The sequence below is a fragment of the Enterobacter sp. Y17 genome (assembly GCF_019730495.1).
Taxonomy (GTDB): Bacteria; Pseudomonadota; Gammaproteobacteria; order Enterobacterales; family Enterobacteriaceae; genus Enterobacter; species Enterobacter asburiae_B.
Genome location: NZ_JAASKP010000011.1, coordinates 1 through 19,781, shown reverse-complemented (window position 1 = coordinate 19,781; position 19,781 = coordinate 1). Strand labels below are relative to the sequence as shown.

The 19,781-nt window shown below is 55.7% G+C and carries 21 protein-coding genes and 1 tRNA gene; 11 read left to right on the top strand and 11 right to left on the bottom strand.

The features are described from left to right. Positions 1-121: 121 nt before the first annotated feature. The 3 genes from HCH49_RS22035 (at position 122) to HCH49_RS22025 (ending at position 2,578) form a co-directional block, all read left to right on the top strand. On the top strand, positions 122-415 hold the full coding sequence (locus HCH49_RS22035) for a co-chaperone GroES (RefSeq protein WP_003855929.1): 294 nt from the start codon (positions 122-124) through the stop codon (positions 413-415). A gap of 31 nt (positions 416-446) precedes the next feature. Next, positions 447-2,090 carry a chaperonin GroEL gene (gene groL, locus HCH49_RS22030; protein ID WP_014882201.1) on the top strand — a complete coding sequence of 548 codons (1,644 nt, stop codon included), beginning with the start codon at positions 447-449 and terminating at the stop codon, positions 2,088-2,090. A 134-nt stretch (positions 2,091-2,224) separates the two neighbouring features. Next, positions 2,225-2,578, top strand: coding sequence for a DUF4156 domain-containing protein (locus HCH49_RS22025; protein WP_023310115.1), 354 nt, complete (start codon positions 2,225-2,227; stop codon positions 2,576-2,578). 47 nt (positions 2,579-2,625) lie between these two features. On the opposite strand, the gene epmB is transcribed toward HCH49_RS22025, so the two are convergent. Then, complete coding sequence (gene epmB, locus HCH49_RS22020; protein WP_039261006.1) at positions 2,626-3,654, bottom strand: EF-P beta-lysylation protein EpmB; 1,029 nt, start codon at positions 3,652-3,654, stop codon at positions 2,626-2,628. Between the two features lie 40 nt (positions 3,655-3,694). Between epmB and efp the strand changes: the two genes are divergently transcribed. From efp to ecnB, 3 genes are all read left to right on the top strand, one after another. Next, positions 3,695-4,261, top strand: coding sequence for an elongation factor P (gene efp / locus HCH49_RS22015; RefSeq protein WP_010427766.1), 567 nt, complete (start codon positions 3,695-3,697; stop codon positions 4,259-4,261). Positions 4,262-4,319: 58 nt separating this feature from the next. Next, the gene (locus tag HCH49_RS22010; protein WP_024907352.1) at positions 4,320-4,451 is read left to right on the top strand and encodes an entericidin A/B family lipoprotein; all 132 of its coding nucleotides are present in this window, start codon (positions 4,320-4,322) and stop codon (positions 4,449-4,451) included. A 109-nt stretch (positions 4,452-4,560) separates the two neighbouring features. Continuing rightward, a complete protein-coding gene (ecnB, locus tag HCH49_RS22005) occupies positions 4,561-4,707 on the top strand; it encodes a lipoprotein toxin entericidin B (RefSeq protein WP_003025482.1) in 147 nt (48 codons plus the stop codon). A 36-nt stretch (positions 4,708-4,743) separates the two neighbouring features. Here ecnB and HCH49_RS22000 read toward each other — a convergent pair whose 3' ends face one another. After that, a complete protein-coding gene (locus tag HCH49_RS22000) occupies positions 4,744-5,343 on the bottom strand; it encodes a helix-turn-helix transcriptional regulator (protein ID WP_064673118.1) in 600 nt (199 codons plus the stop codon). A 261-nt stretch (positions 5,344-5,604) separates the two neighbouring features. Between HCH49_RS22000 and sugE the strand changes: the two genes are divergently transcribed. Then, a complete protein-coding gene (sugE, locus tag HCH49_RS21995) occupies positions 5,605-5,922 on the top strand; it encodes a quaternary ammonium compound efflux SMR transporter SugE (RefSeq protein WP_008502938.1) in 318 nt (105 codons plus the stop codon). Here the strand turns inward: sugE and HCH49_RS21990 are convergent. Both HCH49_RS21990 and blaACT read right to left on the bottom strand, forming a co-directional pair. Continuing rightward, positions 5,919-6,449: a lipocalin family protein gene (locus HCH49_RS21990; RefSeq protein ID WP_023310119.1), complete on the bottom strand. Its 531-nt coding sequence runs from the start codon at positions 6,447-6,449 to the stop codon at positions 5,919-5,921. The genes sugE and HCH49_RS21990 overlap by 4 nt on opposite strands. 135 nt (positions 6,450-6,584) lie before the next feature. After that, complete coding sequence (gene blaACT / locus HCH49_RS21985) at positions 6,585-7,730, bottom strand: ACT family cephalosporin-hydrolyzing class C beta-lactamase (protein ID WP_221703342.1); 1,146 nt, start codon at positions 7,728-7,730, stop codon at positions 6,585-6,587. Between the two features lie 132 nt (positions 7,731-7,862). On the opposite strand from blaACT, the gene ampR reads away from it, so the two are divergent. Continuing rightward, positions 7,863-8,738, top strand: a complete 876-nt coding sequence (ampR, locus tag HCH49_RS21980; protein WP_221703341.1) for a LysR family transcriptional regulator AmpR — start codon at positions 7,863-7,865, stop codon at positions 8,736-8,738. 29 nt (positions 8,739-8,767) lie between these two features. On the opposite strand, the gene frdD is transcribed toward ampR, so the two are convergent. The 4 genes from frdD to frdA are packed head-to-tail and all read right to left on the bottom strand — an operon-like array spanning position 8,768 to position 12,061. Beyond that, positions 8,768-9,127, bottom strand: a complete 360-nt coding sequence (gene frdD / locus HCH49_RS21975) for a fumarate reductase subunit FrdD (protein WP_000609653.1) — start codon at positions 9,125-9,127, stop codon at positions 8,768-8,770. Positions 9,128-9,137: 10 nt separating this feature from the next. Beyond that, positions 9,138-9,533, bottom strand: a complete 396-nt coding sequence (gene frdC / locus HCH49_RS21970) for a fumarate reductase subunit FrdC (protein ID WP_032662400.1) — start codon at positions 9,531-9,533, stop codon at positions 9,138-9,140. A gap of 10 nt (positions 9,534-9,543) precedes the next feature. After that, positions 9,544-10,278 carry a succinate dehydrogenase/fumarate reductase iron-sulfur subunit gene (locus HCH49_RS21965; protein WP_221703340.1) on the bottom strand — a complete coding sequence of 245 codons (735 nt, stop codon included), beginning with the start codon at positions 10,276-10,278 and terminating at the stop codon, positions 9,544-9,546. Beyond that, on the bottom strand, positions 10,271-12,061 hold the full coding sequence (frdA, locus tag HCH49_RS21960; RefSeq protein ID WP_023310125.1) for a fumarate reductase (quinol) flavoprotein subunit: 1,791 nt from the start codon (positions 12,059-12,061) through the stop codon (positions 10,271-10,273). The genes HCH49_RS21965 and frdA overlap by 8 nt, the downstream gene beginning before the upstream one ends. 310 nt (positions 12,062-12,371) lie before the next feature. Between frdA and epmA the strand changes: the two genes are divergently transcribed. Next, positions 12,372-13,349 (top strand): elongation factor P--(R)-beta-lysine ligase, encoded by a 978-nt coding sequence (gene epmA, locus HCH49_RS21955; RefSeq protein ID WP_024907345.1) that lies wholly within the window; start codon positions 12,372-12,374, stop codon positions 13,347-13,349. Positions 13,350-13,393: 44 nt separating this feature from the next. Here the strand turns inward: epmA and mscM are convergent, their stop codons facing one another. The 3 genes from mscM to rsgA form a co-directional block, all read right to left on the bottom strand. Further along, positions 13,394-16,717 (bottom strand): miniconductance mechanosensitive channel MscM, encoded by a 3,324-nt coding sequence (gene mscM / locus HCH49_RS21950; RefSeq protein ID WP_039261016.1) that lies wholly within the window; start codon positions 16,715-16,717, stop codon positions 13,394-13,396. A 19-nt stretch (positions 16,718-16,736) separates the two neighbouring features. Beyond that, positions 16,737-17,705, bottom strand: coding sequence for an archaetidylserine decarboxylase (asd, locus tag HCH49_RS21945; protein ID WP_069303551.1), 969 nt, complete (start codon positions 17,703-17,705; stop codon positions 16,737-16,739). 97 nt (positions 17,706-17,802) lie between these two features. Beyond that, positions 17,803-18,855 carry a small ribosomal subunit biogenesis GTPase RsgA gene (gene rsgA, locus HCH49_RS21940; RefSeq protein WP_023334242.1) on the bottom strand — a complete coding sequence of 351 codons (1,053 nt, stop codon included), beginning with the start codon at positions 18,853-18,855 and terminating at the stop codon, positions 17,803-17,805. A 107-nt stretch (positions 18,856-18,962) separates the two neighbouring features. Here rsgA and orn point away from each other — a divergent pair, with 107 nt between their 5' ends. Further along, entirely contained in the window at positions 18,963-19,508 is a 546-nt protein-coding gene (gene orn / locus HCH49_RS21935; protein ID WP_023310130.1) for an oligoribonuclease, read from the top strand. Positions 19,509-19,704: 196 nt separating this feature from the next. Next, positions 19,705-19,780: transfer RNA gene (locus tag HCH49_RS21930), tRNA-Gly, on the top strand. Position 19,781: the final 1 nt, after the last annotated feature.

Genomic DNA, 19,781 nt, shown 5'->3' with positions numbered 1-19,781 from the left:
TTTCGACTCCCCCTTGAAGGGGGAAAAAGCTATCCCCATCTCTCAGGGCACTAGTCGGAAAACCGCATGCGGGCCGGCGTCATCCATAACTGATAATGACTTTCTCAAAGGAGAGCTATCAATGAGTATTCGTCCGTTACATGATCGTGTGATCGTCAAACGTAAAGAAGTTGAAACCAAGTCTGCTGGCGGCATCGTTCTGACCGGTTCTGCAGCAGCCAAATCAACGCGTGGCGAAATCATCGCTGTCGGTAAGGGCCGCATCCTGGAAAACGGAACTGTGCAGCCACTGGACGTTAAAGTTGGTGACATCGTAATTTTCAACGATGGCTACGGCGTGAAATCCGAGAAGATCGACAATGAAGAAGTGTTGATCATGTCCGAGAGCGACATTCTGGCAATTGTTGAAGCGTAATTTACGCACGAGAATTTGAGGAAATAAGAACATGGCAGCTAAAGACGTAAAATTCGGTAACGACGCTCGTGTAAAAATGCTCCGCGGCGTAAACGTACTGGCAGATGCAGTTAAAGTGACTCTGGGCCCGAAAGGCCGCAACGTAGTGCTGGATAAATCCTTCGGCGCGCCAACCATCACCAAAGATGGTGTTTCTGTAGCACGTGAAATTGAGCTGGAAGACAAGTTCGAAAACATGGGCGCGCAGATGGTGAAAGAAGTTGCCTCTAAAGCGAACGACGCTGCTGGTGACGGTACCACCACCGCGACCGTACTGGCGCAGGCAATCATCACCGAAGGTCTGAAAGCCGTTGCTGCGGGCATGAACCCAATGGATCTGAAACGTGGTATCGACAAAGCTGTCGCCTCCGCTGTTGAAGAGCTGAAAGCGCTGTCCGTACCGTGCTCTGACTCTAAAGCCATTGCTCAGGTTGGTACTATCTCCGCTAACTCCGACGAAACCGTAGGTAAACTGATCGCTGAAGCGATGGACAAAGTCGGTAAAGAAGGCGTGATCACCGTTGAAGACGGTACCGGTCTGGAAGACGAGCTGGACGTGGTTGAAGGTATGCAGTTCGACCGCGGTTACCTGTCCCCATACTTCATCAACAAGCCAGAGACTGGCGCTGTTGAGCTGGAAAGCCCATTCATCCTGCTGGCTGACAAGAAAATCTCCAACATCCGCGAAATGCTGCCAGTGCTGGAAGCCGTTGCGAAAGCAGGCAAGCCGCTGGTGATCATCGCTGAAGACGTTGAAGGCGAAGCGCTGGCGACCCTGGTGGTTAACACCATGCGCGGCATCGTGAAAGTGGCTGCGGTTAAAGCACCTGGCTTCGGCGATCGCCGTAAAGCGATGCTGCAGGATATCGCTACCCTGACCGGCGGTACCGTGATCTCTGAAGAGATCGGTATGGAGCTGGAAAAAGCGACCCTGGAAGACCTGGGCCAGGCGAAACGCGTTGTGATCAACAAAGACACCACCACCATCATTGATGGCGTGGGTGAAGAAGCCGCTATTCAGGGCCGCGTGGGTCAGATCCGTAAGCAGATCGAAGAAGCGACTTCCGATTACGACCGTGAAAAACTGCAGGAGCGCGTAGCGAAACTGGCTGGCGGCGTTGCGGTAATCAAAGTCGGTGCAGCGACCGAAGTTGAAATGAAAGAGAAAAAAGCACGCGTTGACGATGCCCTGCACGCGACCCGTGCTGCGGTAGAAGAAGGCGTGGTTGCTGGTGGTGGTGTTGCGCTGGTGCGTGTCGCCGCTAAACTGGCAGGCCTGACCGCACAGAACGAAGATCAGAACGTGGGTATCAAAGTTGCGCTGCGCGCAATGGAAGCTCCTCTGCGTCAGATCGTTTCTAACGCCGGTGAAGAGCCATCTGTGGTTGCGAACAACGTGAAAGCGGGCGAAGGTAACTACGGTTACAACGCAGCAACTGAAGAATACGGCAACATGATCGACTTCGGTATCCTGGATCCAACGAAAGTGACCCGTTCTGCTCTGCAGTACGCGGCATCTGTCGCTGGCCTGATGATCACCACCGAGTGCATGGTCACCGATATGCCTAAAGGCGATGCACCAGACTTAGGTGCTGCTGGCATGGGCGGCATGGGCGGTATGGGCGGCATGATGTAATCGTGCGTTCTACGTCGTAGAATGTGAAAAACCCCCGGGCAGAAATGCTCGGGGGTTTTTCTTTTGGTCATCTTTTAGGTATAAGATTTACACACGGACAACTACTGTCCAGCTTATTGAAAACGAGGAATAACATGCGCGTAAAAGTCTGTGCAGGGATTGTAGGGGCAGCATTGCTGCTGGCGGGTTGTAGCTCCAGCAATGAGCTGTCGGCAGCGGGCCAGGGCGTTCGCTTTGTGGAAGATAAGCCTGGCAGTGAATGCCAGCTGTTAGGCACGGCAACCGGTGAGCAAAGTAACTGGATGTCAGGTCAGCATGGCGAAGAAGGTGGCTCGATGCGCGGTGCGGCGAATGCCCTGCGTAACCAGGCTGCGGCAATGGGCGGTAACGTGATTTACGGCGTGAGCAGCCCAACGCAGAGTATGCTGTCCAGCTTCGTGCCGACCGCCAGCCAGATGAACGGCCAGGTCTACAAGTGCCCGAACTGATTGCCTTTTTCCCTCTCCCTGTGGGAGAGGGTTAGGGTGCGGGGAAACTAGCGCTGCCGCAGCTGCAGATCCAGCGGCGTCTTGCTCGGCTCTCCGCCAATCTCGCGTGCCAGCTTCGGCACCATATAGCCTGAAACCAGCGTTAACAGTTCGCGCATAATCTGCCGGGCTTCTTCATCCGTCACCATGAAATGGGCCGCGCCCTGAACGCGATCCAGCACGTGCAGGTAATAGGGCATCACGCCCGCATCAAACAGGGCATTGCTCAGGTCGGCCAGCACGCGGGCGCTGTCATTGACGCCGCGCAGCAGCACGCTCTGGTTCAGCAGCGTCACGCCCGCTTTACGCAGACGCGCCATCGCCGCGCGAAAGTCATCGTCAATTTCATTCGCGTGGTTAATATGGTTCACCAGCAGCACCTGCAATCTTGACTGCTCCAGGCGTGACACCAGTCCGTCAGTGACACGTGCCGGAATGACAATCGGTAAACGGCTGTGAATACGCAGGCGCTTAACGTGCGGGATGGCTTCAAGCTGAGTCAACAGCCAGTCCAGCTCATGATCTTTTGCCATCAGCGGGTCACCGCCGGAAAAAATAATCTCATCCAGCTCCGGATGGGCGGCGATATAGTCCAGCGCGACCTGCCAGTTGCGTTTATTGCCCTGGTTTTCGGCATACGGGAAGTGCCGACGGAAGCAATAACGACAATTTACCGCGCAACCGCCTTTTACCAGCAGCAGGGCGCGGTTGAGATACTTGTGCAGTAAACCCGGCACCACGCTGTTCTGCTCTTCCAGCGGATCGGTGCTGTATCCCGGTGCGGTGACAAACTCATCCTGCGAAGTAAGCGTTTGTTTTAAAAGTGGATCGTCGGGGTTGCCTTTCTCCATTCGCGCCACAAACGCACGGGGAACGCGCAGGGCGAAAAGACGCTTTGCCTCGCGGCCTGCAAGCAACTCTGGGTGCTGATCGAGGTCTAAAAGACGCAGCAATTCATCAGGACTGGTGATTACATCGGCAAGTTGCGATAACCAATCTTCTCTGGACGGGGTGTTTAGGGTTACAATATGCGCCATTTTGTGGCTTAGCTACCAGTTAACAAATTTAGAGGGCCTTATGGCAACGTACTATAGCAACGATTTTCGTGCTGGTCTTAAAATCATGATGGACGGCGAACCGTACGCGGTTGAAGCCAGCGAATTCGTTAAACCAGGTAAAGGCCAGGCATTCGCACGCGTTAAGCTGCGCCGTCTGCTGACCGGTACCCGTGTTGAGAAAACCTTCAAGTCTACTGACTCCGCTGAAGGCGCTGATGTTGTTGATATGAACCTGACCTATCTGTACAACGACGGTGAGTTCTATCATTTCATGAACAACTCCACTTTCGAACAGCTGTCTGCTGATGAGAAAGCGGTAGGTGATAGCGCTAAATGGCTGCTGGATCAGGCTGAGTGCATCGTGACCCTGTGGAACGGCCAGCCTATCGCTGTGACCCCACCAAACTTCGTAGAACTGGAAATCGTTGAAACCGATCCAGGTCTGAAAGGTGATACCGCAGGTACCGGCGGTAAACCAGCCAAACTGTCTACCGGCGCAGTGGTTAAAGTTCCACTGTTCGTACAGACTGGCGAAGTGATCAAAGTGGATACCCGCTCCGGCGAATACGTATCCCGCGTGAAGTAATTTACGTCACGATTGAAGGCGCAGCGCCCGCTGCGCCTGATTTTTGCAGGCAGGGATGATGAAACGTACCGTTAAAATTCTGCTTCTGTTAGCGCTTTCCAGTGCATTGCTTTCCGGCTGTAACACCACCCGTGGAATGGGACAAGATATCCAGGATCTCGGTCATATCATTTCTCACGCCGCCAGCTAAGTTCGTCTAATTTTCCTAAAAAATGCTTCCTTTTCCGTCAACCGGCGGGATCTTGTCTATTCTTAAGTTGCTATACACAAAACAACTTTGGCTATAAAAGGAAGATATTATGGTTAAGAAGACAATTGCAGCGATCTTTTCAGTCCTGGTACTTTCTTCAGTGTTAACGGCCTGTAATACCACGCGTGGCGTCGGTCAGGATATTTCTGAAGGTGGTAGCGCAATCTCTGGTGCGGCAACTAAAGCTCAGCAGTAATTAACATACGGTACGAGACCAGCGGGTTTCGTACCGTCAGCTTTCTGATTCCTGCAGGGATAAAAACGGAGAAAAACGCGTATCCATATGCAATTTCATGCGGATATTGCGTTTGTAGGTATAGACCGTTTTTCCATTGATACTCAGGTGAGCGGCAATTTTTTGATTGCTTGCCCCGTCCATCCACAATGTCAGCACTTTCTCTTCCTGCCGGGTCAGCAAGGGGGCGGCTGCCGTTGGCCTTTCAGCGCTGGCGCGCGAGTTTAATGCGTCGTTGATAGTCGTTGCCACTTCTCCGAGACTGGCGTTTTTCAACAGCGACGACCACACCGGGAACTGTCCGAGCCAGTCGGTCATGCCGCGGTCCTCTCCCGATTGCAGCATAATAAACGGTAATCGTTCACTGGCGTTAAGCAAGGACGAGAGCTGCTGAAAATGATGAATATCCTGCCTGAAGCCGTACAGGTCGGCGATGACCAGCGTGGGTTTCCATTGCAGAATGTGCTCCCTGGCAAGGAACAGATTATTTAGTCCGGTCACAACGTAGTGTCCTGGGAACAAACCGGAATGATTGAGCCATGCTTCAAACCCCGTGCGGGTGAAGTGACAACGGTCAATCAAAAGAATTTTGAACATATTTTATTCGCAGTCGGCTAGTGGTTTGGCTTCCTGCCATCAGAAAGCACATCATCATAGAGAAGTCGGATGAGTGCTAAATGCCGGAACTACGCGCCATACTGCGGCTATTTCTTGCCTTAACGTGTTCAGCAAAAAATGATTGAAAAAAAATAGCACGCTAACCACAATATGGGGCGTAATCTCTGCCTTACGGGACGACCCGTAAGCGTTTCTTTCACCGGGGACGGCCCCAACTTGAATTAAGTTAAGGAGCCTGAAATGTCCTGGATCATTCTTTTTATTGCTGGCCTGCTCGAAGTGGTATGGGCAATTGGTCTCAAGTACACCCACGGATTTACCCGCCTGACGCCCAGCGTCATAACCGTCACCGCAATGATCGTGAGTATTGTCCTGTTATCCTGGGCGATGCGCTCGCTGCCTGTGGGAACGGCTTATGCCGTCTGGACGGGCATTGGTGCGGTGGGGGCCGCCATCACCGGCATTCTGCTGCTGGGAGAGTCAGCGAGTCTGGCGCGTATCGCCAGCCTCGCCTTGATTGTGGCCGGCATCGTTGGGCTGAAGCTCAGCACCCATTAATGGGGCTGTTTTACCCAGATGAGCTTTGACACATCAAACCCTTGTCGGGTCGCGACGTCCAGCATCTGCTGTTTCATTTCTGACGAAATAGTTGGCGTGCGGGAAAGTATCCACAAATAGTCGCGATCCGGCCCGCAGACCAGCGCGTGACGGTACTCTCTGTCGAGCGCGATCACGTTATAGCCGCCATAAAACGGGCCGAAGAAAGAGACTTTGAGCGCGGCCCGTCGCGGGTCGCCCGTGAAGTACGCTTTCCCAATCGACTGCTGCCACATCTCCCGATCGGGATTATAGCCCCGGTTGATCACCTGAATACCGCCATCATCCATCGGGCTGTAATTCGCAGTGACCTTCTCTAAGCCCTGCTCAAACCGATGGTCGAGGCGCGCGATTTCATACCATGTTCCAAGGAAGCGTTGTGCATCAAAAGGCGAGACGACGGTAACGCCTGGAGGTGGGGTAGGGGAACTGCAGGCAACCACTAAAAACGCGGCTGTCACCGCGGCGATAACAGGCAGAATGCGCATAGGAGTTTCCTTACTGTTTTTTGTTAAGTGTAGATGACGGCAAGGAAAATGTGGTTTTTGTGCGGTGTGTTTCGCCGGGTGGTCACCCCGTGGATTTTGTAGGCCGGGTAAGCGTTAGCGCCACCCGGCAATGTTTTACTGCAGCGCGTCGAGGATACGGTATGCCGCCTCAACGCGTGCCGGGTTCGGATAGCTTTTATTCGCCAGCATCACAATGCCGAGCTGCTTTTCAGGAATAAATGCCACGTAGCTGCCAAACCCACCGGTAGAGCCTGTTTTATGGACCCATGACGCATTGACCGGGGGCGCCGGTGGATTCACTTCTCTCGCAGGCAGCGGTGCCAGCGCCACCTTATTGTCGCTACCTTCAACCACGGTTTTTGCATCGACCGGCCAGTTAAGCATTTCCCAGCCCAACCCCTGATACATGGCACCCACGCGCCAGTAGCGAGACTGCGCCAGGGTAAGGCCTTTCCTGAGTGAACTATCCTCAAGCGAGTCCGGCTTCATGTTGACCATCACCCAGCTTGCCATATCCTTCACGTTGGTTTTTACGCCATAGGCTTCAGCGTCCAGCATTCCTGGCGAAACGTGTACCGCCTTACCGTCGCGGTATCCCCAGGCGTAATGCGCCTCTTCCGCTTTCGGAACGTTAATCCATGTATGGTCCAGCTTGAGCGGCTTAAAGACCCGCATCGTTATGGCCTGCTCATAGCTCATGCCGGAAGGTTTGACCGCCAGCGCGCCAAAAAGACCGATGCTGGCGTTGGCATAAAGACGCGTGGTGCCCGGCTTCCACTGCGGCTGCCAGTTTTGATAAAAGCGCAGCAGAGAGGCGTTATCCGTGACCTCATCCGGTACCTGTAACGGCAAACCACCTGCGGTATAGGTTGCCAGATCCAGCATGCGGATCCCCTGCCACTGCTTGCCTGTCAGCTCAGGCCAGTATTTTGTCACCGGATCGCCCAGCGATATTTCACCGCGAGCAATGGCATCGCCGCCGAGTACGCCGGTGAAGGTTTTACTTATAGAACCCAGCTCGAATAAGGTTTGTGGGGTGACAGGTTTGTTCGCCGCAACATCGGCTTTACCGAAGGTAAAGTAGTGCGGCTGACCCTGATAAATCACCGCCACCGCCATACCCGGAATGGCCTGCGCTTTCATCAGCGGCGTAACGGTACGTTCCACCACCTCAGCCAGCTGTTTTTCTGACATCGGTGCAGCCAATACCGAGCAGGAGGTGCTGAGCAGCAGGGCGCAGCAAAGGGATTTAGTCATCATCAGTTATCTTCCGTAATAGCAGTTCAAGGGAGTGTCCGGGCCCGTCAGACCGCTGTAGTCTGTTGGATTTGACTATGGCTGACAAACGGTTAAATTTAGCATTAGCTGTTAATTTTTCTAACGGACGAGACCATGACGCGCAGCTATCTCCCTCTTAATTCCCTTCGGGCGTTTGAAGCAGCCGCCAGGCATCTCAGTTTTACGCATGCCGCTATCGAGCTGAACGTCACCCATTCCGCGATTAGCCAGCACGTCAAGGCGCTGGAGCAGCACCTTAATTGCCAGCTGTTTGTCCGCGTTTCGCGAGGGCTGATGCTGACCACCGAAGGCGAGAATTTGCTGCCGGTGCTGAATGACTCGTTCGATCGCATCGCCGGAATGCTGGATCGTTTTGCCAGCCAGCGCGCTCAGGAGAAGCTTAAAATAGGTGTGGTAGGGACTTTTGCCACGGGTGTTTTATTCTCGCTGCTTGCGGACTTTCGCCGCTGCTATCCGCATATTGATCTTCAGCTTTCCACCCATAACAATCGCGTCGATCCGGCGGCCGAAGGGCTTGATTACACTATTCGCTACGGTGGCGGCGCGTGGCATGGAACCGATGCTGAATTCCTTTGCCCTGCGCCGCTGTCTCCGCTCTGTACGCCTGACATTGCCTCCTGTCTAAAAAGCCCGGCAGATATCCTGAAGTTTACCCTGCTGCGCTCCTACCGGCGCGACGAGTGGGCGGCGTGGATGCAGGCCGCGGGTGAGCATCCTCCCTCACCGACGCACCGGGTGATGGTGTTTGATTCGTCCGTGACCATGCTGGAAGCCGCGCAGGCAGGCACAGGGATTGCCATTGCGCCTGTCGACATGTTTACCCATTTACTCAGCAGCGAACGCATCGTGCAGCCGTTTGCAACGCAGATTGACCTCGGCAGCTACTGGCTGACAAGACTACAGTCACGGACAGAAACGCCCGCAATGCGCGAGTTTGCCCAGTGGCTGGTGGGGAAGATGCAGAAATAAAAGGCCCGCCGGATGGCGGGCCAGAAGCGTTAGATGGTGACCACGGCAATCAGCGTCACCACGGTCAGGATGGTCGCCAGACCGTAGAACACCCATTTACCGCTCGGTACATGGATTTTCAGATCATGCATCGCATGGTGAATACGGTGCAGGCCACACCACAGCGGCAGGACGATCATCAGGAAGATGAACACGCGGCCGATAAAGCTGCTCGCGAACGCCAGTACGCGCTCGTAGCTCAGCGCATCGCCCGGGAACAGCCCCAGCGGCAGCATAATGCCGACCAGCAGAATGATGACGGGGGCGATGATGGCACTCCACATGCCGCCTGCGCCAAACAGGCCCCAGAAGACCGGCTCGTCAGAACGTTTTGGATTTGGATTGATCACAGGTGTCTCCTTACCAGAACAGTGCGACAAACAGAATGACCACAGTGACCAGAATCGTCACTGCCCAGAGCCCTTTAATCACCGGCTCTGGCCCCATTTTCTCGTCTTTTATGATGATGTTCGCGGCTTTTGGCGCCAGCTCAAACCAGGTTTTGGTATGAAGCAGCGCGGCCGCGAGCACGATCAGGTTCAGAACAACAATGATCGGGTTTTGCAGGAAACCGACAAAGCTGGCCCAGGCTTCCGGGCCATGCTTGAGGGCAAAAACGCCGTACATCAGCTCAAGGCTGAACCAGACCGCCGGTACCGCCGTGCCTTCACGCAGCATATAGAAGCGATAAAACGGCAGGTTTTTCCACCAGGTGGACGGCACAGGCCGCACATAGGCTTTGCGTTTAGTCGTCATCATGCACTCCTTAGCGTGGTTTCAGGGTAGCGATAAGAAAGTCTTTCGAGCTTTCTACTTTACCCTGCTGAATTGCGGCGGCCGGGTCGACGTGCTTCGGACACACTTCGGAGCAGTAACCCACAAAGGTACAGCTCCAGACGCCGTTCTGGCTGTTAAGCTGCGCCATACGTTCTTTTTTGCCGTGGTCGCGGCTGTCTTCGTTATAGCGGTGTGCCAGGGTAATGGCGGCCGGGCCGATGAACTCCTTGTTCAGGCCAAACTGTGGACAGGCTGCGTAGCACAGGCCGCAGTTGATGCAGCCGGAGAACTGATGATATTTCGCCATCTGAGCCGGCGTCTGGGTATTTGGCCCCTGATCCGGCGAGCGCGGATTACCGATGATGTACGGCTTAATGGCTTCCAGGCTTTCGATAAAGTGGGTCATATCGACCACCAGATCGCGTTCAATCGGGAAATTGCCCAGCGCTTCGACCTTAATGCCTTTGGTGTACTCGCGCAGGAAAGTCTTACAGGCCAGCTTCGGCACCTTGTTGACCATCATGCCGCAGGAGCCGCAGATTGCCATGCGGCAGGACCAGCGGTAGCTCAGGTCTGGCGCCAGGTTATCTTTGATATAGCCGAGCGCATCCAGCAGGGATGTTTGCTCGTCATAAGGGACTTCATAGAAAGCGCTGTGCGGTGCGGCGTCCACTTCCGGATTGTAGCGCACCACTTCAACCTTCATTTTTTGCATCTCAGCCATTCGCCTTCTCCTTCTTCTCGGCGGCTTCTGCTTCTGCACCGTACACGCGTTTAGCCGGCGGCAGCGTGGTGATTTTCACGTCGCTGTAGTCCAGACGTGTGGTGCCATCTGCATCGCGCCAGGCGAGAGTGTGTTTCAGGAAATTGACGTCGTCACGTTCGGTACAGCCTTCGTCCAGACGCTGGTGGGCCCCACGCGACTCTTTACGCGCCAGCGCAGAGTGCGCCATACATTCCGCGACGTTCAGACCGTGGCCCAGCTCAATGGTGTAGAGCAGGTCGGTGTTGAATACGCTGGAGGTATCGGTGATGCGTACGCGCTTGAAGCGCTCCTGCAGTTCCGCCAGCTTATCGACGGTTTTTTGCATCAGCTCTGGCGTACGGTAAATACCGCAGCCTTCTTCCATCGACAGGCCCATCTCGTCGCGGATCTTAGACCAGTTCTCGTTCCCCTCCTGGTTCACCAGATCTTTCAGGCGTTTTTCAACGTCTGCGACCTGCGCATCCAGCGCGGCACCGTTGGCTTCACCTGCGGTAGCTGCCCGCTCCATCGCGCGCTCGCCCGCCATGCGGCCAAAGACGACCAGCTCTGCCAGCGAGTTAGACCCGAGACGGTTGGCGCCGTGCAGACCCACGGAGGAACACTCGCCGACGGCGAACAGGCCTTTAATACGGGTTTCGCACTGCTGGTCGGTTTCGATCCCGCCCATGGTGTAGTGCGCGGTAGGACGCACCGGAATCGGCTCTTTCACCGGGTCGACGCCGACGTAAGCTTTCGCCAGCTCGCAGATGAACGGCAGACGTTCCAGCAGTTTCTTCTCGCCAAGGTGACGCAGGTCGAGATAGACCACATCGCCGCGCGGCGTGGAGATGGTGTTGCCTTTGCGCCACTCGTGCCAGAAGGCCTGAGAGACTTTGTCGCGCGGGCCGAGTTCCATGTATTTGTTCTTCGGCTCGCCGAGCGGGGTTTCCGGGCCCATGCCGTAATCCTGCAGATAGCGGTAGCCGTTTTTATTGACCAGAATACCGCCTTCACCGCGGCAGCCTTCCGTCATCAAAATGCCGGAGCCCGGCAGACCGGTTGGGTGATACTGCACGAACTCCATATCGCGCAGCGGTACGCCGTGACCGAGCGCCATGCCCATGCCGTCACCGGTGACGATGCCGCCGTTGGTGTTATAACGATAAACGCGACCCGCACCGCCCGTTGCCATCACTACCGCGTTGGCGCGGATCTGGACAAGCGTGCCTTCCATCATGTTCATCGCCACCAGGCCACGCGCCTGTCCGTCATCAACCAGAATGTCGAGGACGAAGTGTTCATCGAAGCGCTGAATTTGTGGGAACTGAAGGGAGGTCTGGAACAGGGTGTGCAGCATGTGGAAGCCGGTTTTATCGGCGGCGAACCAGGTGCGTTCAATCTTCATACCGCCAAAGCGGCGAACGTTGACGCTGCCGTCCGGGCGGCGGCTCCACGGACATCCCCACTGCTCAAGCTGGGTCATTTCCGTGGGACAATGATGCACAAAGTAGTCAACGACATCCTGCTCGCAAAGCCAGTCGCCCCCTGCAACCGTGTCGTGGAAATGGTATTCAAAGCTGTCATGATCCTGCGCAACGGCGGCGGACCCTCCTTCTGCTGCCACTGTGTGACTACGCATTGGATAGACTTTTGAAATCAATGCGATTTTAGCGTTGGGATTAGCTTGTGCTGCAGCAATCGCAGCACGTAATCCAGCCCCGCCAGCGCCTATTACGGCAAGATCGGCTTGAAAAGTTTGCACGACATTCCTCCAGATTTTTGTTATTTCGCAACGCGACAAACTAAAGGTAGTTCACCCGTCCAAAAGGACGATTGCGAAAGCGTTTCCACTGCTCCTTTATGGGTAAAACAGTATAACCGTGTAGATGTCAGGGAAATTTGACGTGTTCGATTTTTTTGCTGTTCTGTACGGCGATTTATTATGAAGATTGATGAAATACGTCACGAAAAAGTTCACCTAAATGAAATGCCCTTTTTTACTGCGCAAAATTTGTCTCTGCCCCTGCTAACGAGTAGACTTCGTGCCCTTGTCTGAAATCGGAGAACAACTCATGAGCGAAACGGCCACCTGGCAGCCGAGCGCATCCATCCCTAATCTGTTAAAACGCGCTGCAATTATGGCGGAGATCCGCCGTTTCTTTGCCGACCGCGGAGTCCTGGAGGTGGAAACGCCGTGCATGAGTCAGGCAACGGTAACGGATATTCATCTGGTGCCGTTTGAAACCCGTTTTGTTGGCCCCGGCCACTCTCAGGGCATGAATTTGTATCTGATGACCAGCCCGGAATACCACATGAAACGCCTGCTGGCGGCGGGATGTGGCCCGGTGTATCAGCTGTGCCGCAGCTTCCGTAATGAAGAGATGGGGCGTCACCACAACCCGGAATTCACCATGCTGGAGTGGTACCGCCCGCATTATGATATGTACCGCCTGATGAATGAGGTGGACGATCTGCTCCAGCAGGTGCTGGACTGCTCGGAAGCCGAAACGCTCTCCTATCAGCAGGCTTTCCAGCGCCATCTGGAAATCGATCCGCTGTCGGCGGACAAAACCCAGCTGCGCGAAGTGGCAGCAAAACTGGATCTGAGCAACGTGGCGGATACCGAAGAGGATCGCGACACGCTGCTGCAGCTGCTGTTCACTTTTGGCGTTGAACCGCAGATTGGCAAAGACCGTCCGACCTTTGTCTATCACTTCCCGGCAAGCCAGGCGTCGCTGGCGCAGATCAGTACCGAAGATCATCGTGTCGCAGAGCGTTTTGAGGTCTATTACAAAGGCATCGAGCTGGCGAACGGCTTCCACGAACTGACGGATGCCCGCGAGCAGCAGCAGCGCTTCGAGCAGGATAACCGCAAGCGCGCCGCGCGCGGTCTGCCGCAGCAGCCTATTGATGTGAATTTGCTTGAAGCATTAAAAGCAGGTCTGCCGGATTGCTCCGGCGTGGCGCTGGGTGTTGACCGTCTGGTGATGCTGGCCCTGGGCGCAGAGCAGCTTGGCGATGTGATTGCGTTTACCGTAGATCGCGCCTGACGGCAGTTTACCCTCTCCCGCGGGAGAGGGTTGCCCCGCTTACCTTACAAACTTCCCGCCGGGCGCGTACGCGCCGCTGACGTCAGCGTTCTTCCCGTTTTACGCCCGTCCAGGCTTTCGAGACGCATCTGGAACGGTGGGAACGGCATATCAATACCGTGCTCGCGGAAGCCCGCCAGAATCAGCTGGTGGATCTCATGGCGCAGCGGCATACGGTGTCCCATTTCGGCGGCGTAGATGCGCAGCTCGAAAATCTGGATCCCCTGCTGTAAATCCACAAGGAATACTTCCGGCGCCGGGTTGTCGATTACCAGCGAACAGCGCTCAGCGGCAGTGTAGAGGATCTGGGTGACCTCTTCGCTGTTGGCGTCCGACGGCGCCGGTACCGTCAGCACCACGCGGGTAACGGAGTCTGACAGCGACCAGTTGATGAACTGCTCGGTAATAAACGCCTTGTTTGGCACGATGATCTCTTTGCGATCCCAGTCGCTGATCGTCGTCGCGCGGGTGTTGATCTTCGTGATGCTGCCGGTCAAATCGCGGATCGTTACGGTATCGCCAATACGGATCGGTTTTTCGAACAGAATGATCAGGCCAGAGATGAAGTTGGCGAAGATCTCCTGTAAACCAAAACCTAACCCTACACCAAGGGCCGCCACCAGCCACTGCAGCTTCGACCACTCAATACCGATCATCGAGAAGCCAACCAGCCCGCCAAACAGCATGATCAGATATTTGGTAATGGTCGTAATCGCATAGCCTGTACCCGGCGTTAAATCCAGATGCTGCAGCAGCGCAAGCTCCAGCAGCGCCGGGAAGTTGCGTACCAGCTGCGTGGTGATGATCAGCACCAGAATGGCAATCAGCACCGCCCCTAAGGTAATCGGCTCCAGGCTTTCAACACCCTGCACCGTAGACGTCACGTCCCAGAGCGAGATGTTCTCCAGGAAGCCAAACGCGGAGTGGATCTCTGACCAGAGGAAGATCACCGACAGGAGGGCAATCAGCATCAGGATGGAACGAACCAGGCGCAGGGACTGGGTACTGATGGCATCCAGATCCAGTTCGACTTCGTCCGCTTCCGTTGTGCCTTCCGTACTGTTGACGTGGTTTGGCTCTTCCTCACCCCGCGCGCGCTGGGCGAGGATCTCCGCCCGGCGATGCTTGGCTCGGTCAAAGGCCAGACGGCGGCGCTGGATCAGCATCCAGCGGCGGATCACGTGGTACACCACCAGCAGCAGGAACCAGATGGCCACCGAGGTTTCCAGCCGCGCCAGCAGCGCCTGCGCGGTTGCCAGATAGCCTACCGCTGCTGCCAGCATCGCAAACAGCGGCGCGCTAAGCAGCAGGTTCCAGAGCAGCCGGTTGAACATGTTTTCGCCGCTGCCGGATTTATCGAGATAGAGCGGAATACCCGCGCGTTTCAGGCTGAGCGTAACGATGGCCAGCGCCCCGCATATCAGCATAAAGCAGAGGCGGCCCAGCGAGCCTGAGAATTCCCGGTCGTTGAGATTATCGAACATGATCAGCGCCATAATCAGCGGCACAATCAGCCCGATGCTCATCAGGTAGTAACGCATGGCGCGCGCAACGCGATTACGCGGCCAGCCAAAGTGGGTGATAAACAGGCCATTGGGGCGCGCGAAGGTGGCGCAAATCATGACCACCCACAGCAGCGGCACCGTGGCGGTGACGCCATCGCCAATCGCGACCGCGAGCGGATAGGGCCAGGCTTCCCGCAGGCCATACCCCAGCGTCATCCACAGCACCGGCAGCGGAGAGGCGACAAGAATCGACCAGAATACGGTGCGCAACGTCAGCCAGAAGTGATCCTGGGTGACTTTCCCGACCCGGGAGCTGGAACGCTCCAGGAAGCGGGTGAAATGTCTGCGCGAGTAAATGCTGAAGCCCACCAGAATCAACGCCCCGAGCAGCGGGAAAATGGTCTCTTTGCTGGTAAACATCATCACGCTGGCCTGTCCCAGCTGGCTGACGGTGTCCAGCGAAATCAGGCGGCGCAGGTCCTGGACAATCTCAATCGGCCACGAGAAGGTCATCGGACGCACGTCGGACGTCCAGAAGAGATAACGGTGCGTAGCCTCGTTCACCTCTTTCAGCGCATCTTCCAGCTGGCTATTGGAGACTTTTAGCTTGGTCAGCTCCAGAATCAGCGTATCCCCGCCCTGGAGCAGGGAGTTCAGCAGCTCACGCTGGGTACGCAGCTGGGCTTCCAGAATGCGGTTTTGCTCGCTGGTCAGGGGCTGGCCGTCAGCCTGACGGATCTGGCGGATTTGCGGCTGTTTATTGAGAAGATCTTCAAAGTGCAGTCGCTGAACGCGCAGCTGGGCCATCTCGGTATCCAGCTGTTGCGGCTTCGGCATTTCAGGCAGGCGCGCGACCTGGGCGCGCAACGCTTCGCCCAGCAGGTTTGATGACCCGAGCCACTGGGACTGCTCGCGCAGGGTGTTGAGCGCCTGGCGAACCTGCAGGGTTTGATTGGTGGCCTGACGCTGCTGGGATGCAACCAGATCCATGCGCTGCGCCTGCTGATTCAGCGCGGCAGAAAGCTCGCGGTTGACCCTGAATTGTTCGTTGATACCGGCAGGCAGGTTTTCGCTGTTTTCCGCCAGCAGTTCGGTGCTTTCAAGGGCACGCTCGGCTTCGCGCTGACGCTGGCTGTTAAGCTGATTGCGCAGGGCCTGGAGATACGCATCCAGCTGCTCGCTCTGCTTCTGAGCGAGTTCAGAGCGCATCCGCGACAGCTCCTGGCGGTTATTGGCGGAAAGCTGCGCCAGCTCCAGCTCATCGACAAGGGCCTTCAGGCGAGCAGATTCTGCCTGCAGGCCCAGATTTTGAGCCTGAGCCTGTGGCGTATTGCCGCTTTGCGTACCCACGCGACGCTCAACTTCATTAAGCTGGCGGCGGGCATCGGTTTGCTGCTGCGGAAGCTGGCTGAGGGAGTCGGCAATTTCACGCGCTCGCTCCTGCTCCTGCTGGGCAAGGCGGCTCTTTTCCAGAAGCTGGCTGCTGACCTGCAGGATCTCTTGGTTCAGGGCGTCGGAGGTCATGCCTGCTGGCACATCGCGCGGTTCGTCACGCAAATTATTGAGCTGCGCGCGCAGCGTCTGCGAGAGTTTGGGGAAATTGTCGATAACCTGCTGATACTGCTGAGCGCGCTCAAGAGAGCCTTTTCGCTCCTCAAGCGCGTTCAGGGCAGCCTGGAGCGACTCGACGGTCTCTGGCTGAGCGGGTTTAGCCGCTTTTGCCTGCTCCAGTTCCTGGGTTATCTGTTTGGCGTCGGGGGCTGTCGCTGCGTACGCCCCCATGCTGAGGCACCAGGCCATCAGTAGAACGATAATCGGGCGCACGTCAGCGATCCTTCTGTTGTTAGCCTTCGTCTTTTTTGTCGTCAACCAGCGGGCTGGCGTCGTGCTCGGCGTTGATCTCTTCCTGCGGTAGCGGCGCTGGTTCTGCATCCGGCGTAACGAAGGTTTCGGTAGAGACCGCCAGCGGCTGGCCCAGTTTGGTGACCGACAGGCTTTCGAGCTGTTCAGCCAGCTTCACTTTGCCCGGCGCAAACAGGTTGATTACGGTAGAGCCCAGCTTGAAGCGACCCATCTCCTGACCTTTCAGCAGGGCCACCGAGCCTTCTGCTTCACCGGCAGGCCAGGTCCAGCGTTTGATCACGCCTTCGCGCGGTGGGGTGATGGTGCCCGCCCAGACGGTTTCGATGCTGCCTACGATGGTCGCACCCACCAGAATCTGCGCCATAGGGCCAAATTCAGTATCGAACAGACAGATGACGCGCTCGTTGCGGGCAAACAGGTTCGGCACGTTCTGCGCGGTCAGGTGGTTTACGGAGAACAGGTCGCCCGGGACGTAAATCATTTCACGCAGGATACCGTTACACGGCATGTGCACGCGATGGTAGTCGCGCGGTGAAAGATAGGTGGTGGCAAAGGTACCGTTACGGAACAGGTCCGCCATCAGGTAGTTACCCGCCAGCAGCGCTTCCAGACTGTAGTTATGGCCCTTCGCCTGCAGGATTTTGTCGTCTTCGATATCACCCAACTGGCTGATCACGCCGTCTGCCGGCATCACCAGGACGTTAGGGTCGGTGTTCAGCGGGCGCACTTCGTCACGCAGCGGGCGTACGAAGAACTCGTTGAAGGTGCGGTAGCTGGCGGTATCCGGCTTCTGCGCCTCTTTCATATCGACCTTGTAATATTTTACGAAAAGGTCGATGACCAGTTTGGTCAGCCAGCCCGCGCGTTTGCTTGCGCCCCAGCCCGCCAGGCGAGTGAGCCACAGTTTTGGCAGAATGTATTGAAGCGAAAGTTTAAATGCGTTTAACAAGGTAGCCTCCAGGCCATTGTTTTGTCGTTCCTGATCCGGCGTTAAGCCGCCGGAACCTGAAAAAAGGGGACGATTTTAGCGATGCTTAGCTTAGTTGTCAGTTATCAGAATCAGAAAAGTTTTTACGCGTTTTTACGTCTTCCATGCTCTCAAGAATGCGGTGGTAATTCTCGAAGCGGGTTTCCGCGATCTCACCTTTCTCAACCGCTTCACGAATAGCGCAGCCTGGGTCGTTATCGTGCTTACAGTCGCGGTATTTACAGGCGCCTAAATAATCATGGAATTCGACAAATCCGTTAAAGATTTGTTCCGGCTCAAGGTGCCACAAACCGAACTCACGCACCCCCGGGGAGTCGATCACGTCGCCGCCGTGCGGGAAATGATACAGACGCGAGGCGGTGGTGGTGTGCTGGCCCAGGCCAGAGACGTTGGACACATCGTTGGTCAGGATCTCTTGCTGGAGGCCGAGCAGGTTGTTCAGCAGGCTCGATTTACCTACGCCGGACTGGCCCGCAAAGATGCTGATGCGGTCGGTCAGCGCCTCTTCCAGCGGTTTAAGGCCATCTTTGGTGTGGCTGGAGACCATCAGCACGCGGTAACCAATCTTGCGGTAGATATCCATCTGCTCATTCACGAAGGCCATACCGTCGTCATCCAGCAGATCGATTTTGTTCAACACGATAATCGGTTCAACCTGCAGCGTTTCGCAGGCGACGAGGTATCGGTCGATAATGTTGAGCGAAAGTTCGGGCAAAATCGCCGATACGATAACAATCTGGTTAATGTTGGCGGCAATGGGTTTGACCCCGTCGTAGAAATCGGGACGGGTTAACACGGACGTGCGCTCATGAACCGCTTCAACGATACCTTTTACCGTAACGCCTTCCGCCGCCTCTTTACCCGGTCGCCAGACCACGCGATCGCCGGTAACCAGTGAACGGATGGTGCGACGGATATTGCAACGGTGGATATCCCCGTCGGCGGATTCGACATCGGCATGCATACCGAAACGGCTGATAACTACGCCTTCTGTCGCTTCACCAAACAGGTTGTCGTCATAATCCGGCTTCTCCGAAGTGGTTTTAAGACGGCGCTGGTGGTTGGCGTTTACGCGGCGCTGCTGCCCTTTGGAGAGTTTATTTTTACTCAATCGCGCTGGCTCCTGGTCGCCCGTAAGGGGCAAAACCTCTATGATACACTCTAATTAATACTAGTTAACCTGCTACTGCCGGTTATGCGAGAAGGGTGGAAAATAACATGAGCGCGGATGAAAACAACCTGATTTGGATCGATCTCGAAATGACCGGGCTGGATCCCGAGCGCGATCGCATCATTGAAATTGCAACGCTGGTGACGGACGCTAACCTGAATATCCTGGCTGAAGGGCCAACGATTGCGGTGCATCAGTCCGACGACCAGCTGGCTTTGATGGATGAATGGAACGTGCGCACCCACACCGGCAGTGGCCTGGTAGAGCGCGTGAAGGCGAGCACGTTCGGCGATCGCGAGGCGGAGCTGGCGACGCTTGAGTTCCTGAAACAGTGGGTTCCGGCAGGCAAATCGCCTATCTGTGGGAATAGTATCGGCCAGGATCGCCGTTTCCTGTTTAAGTACATGCCGGAGCTGGAGTCATATTTCCACTACCGCTATCTGGATGTCAGCACTCTGAAAGAGCTGGCGCGTCGCTGGAAGCCTGAAATCCTCGACGGCTTTAAAAAGCAGGGGACTCACCAGGCGATGGACGATATCCGTGAGTCCGTGGCGGAGCTTTCCTACTACCGCGAAAACTTTATTAAGCTGTGATTTTGCGATCCGGCGCCTTGCGTGGCCGGGTTTTTGTCGTTAAATTGTTCAGCTTGCCGATTAATTAAGCATTTGAACTTAATTTCGAAAAAATCGCTTTAAGGGGGGTTGCAGCTAAAAGGATTTCTCGTATAATGCGCCTCCCGTAACGACAGAGAATTACACGTTACGACAGCAACAAAAGCAGTGCAGATTTGCGGGAATAGCTCAGTTGGTAGAGCACGACCTTGCCAAGGTCGGGGTCGCGAGTTCGAGTCTCGTTTCCCGCTCCAA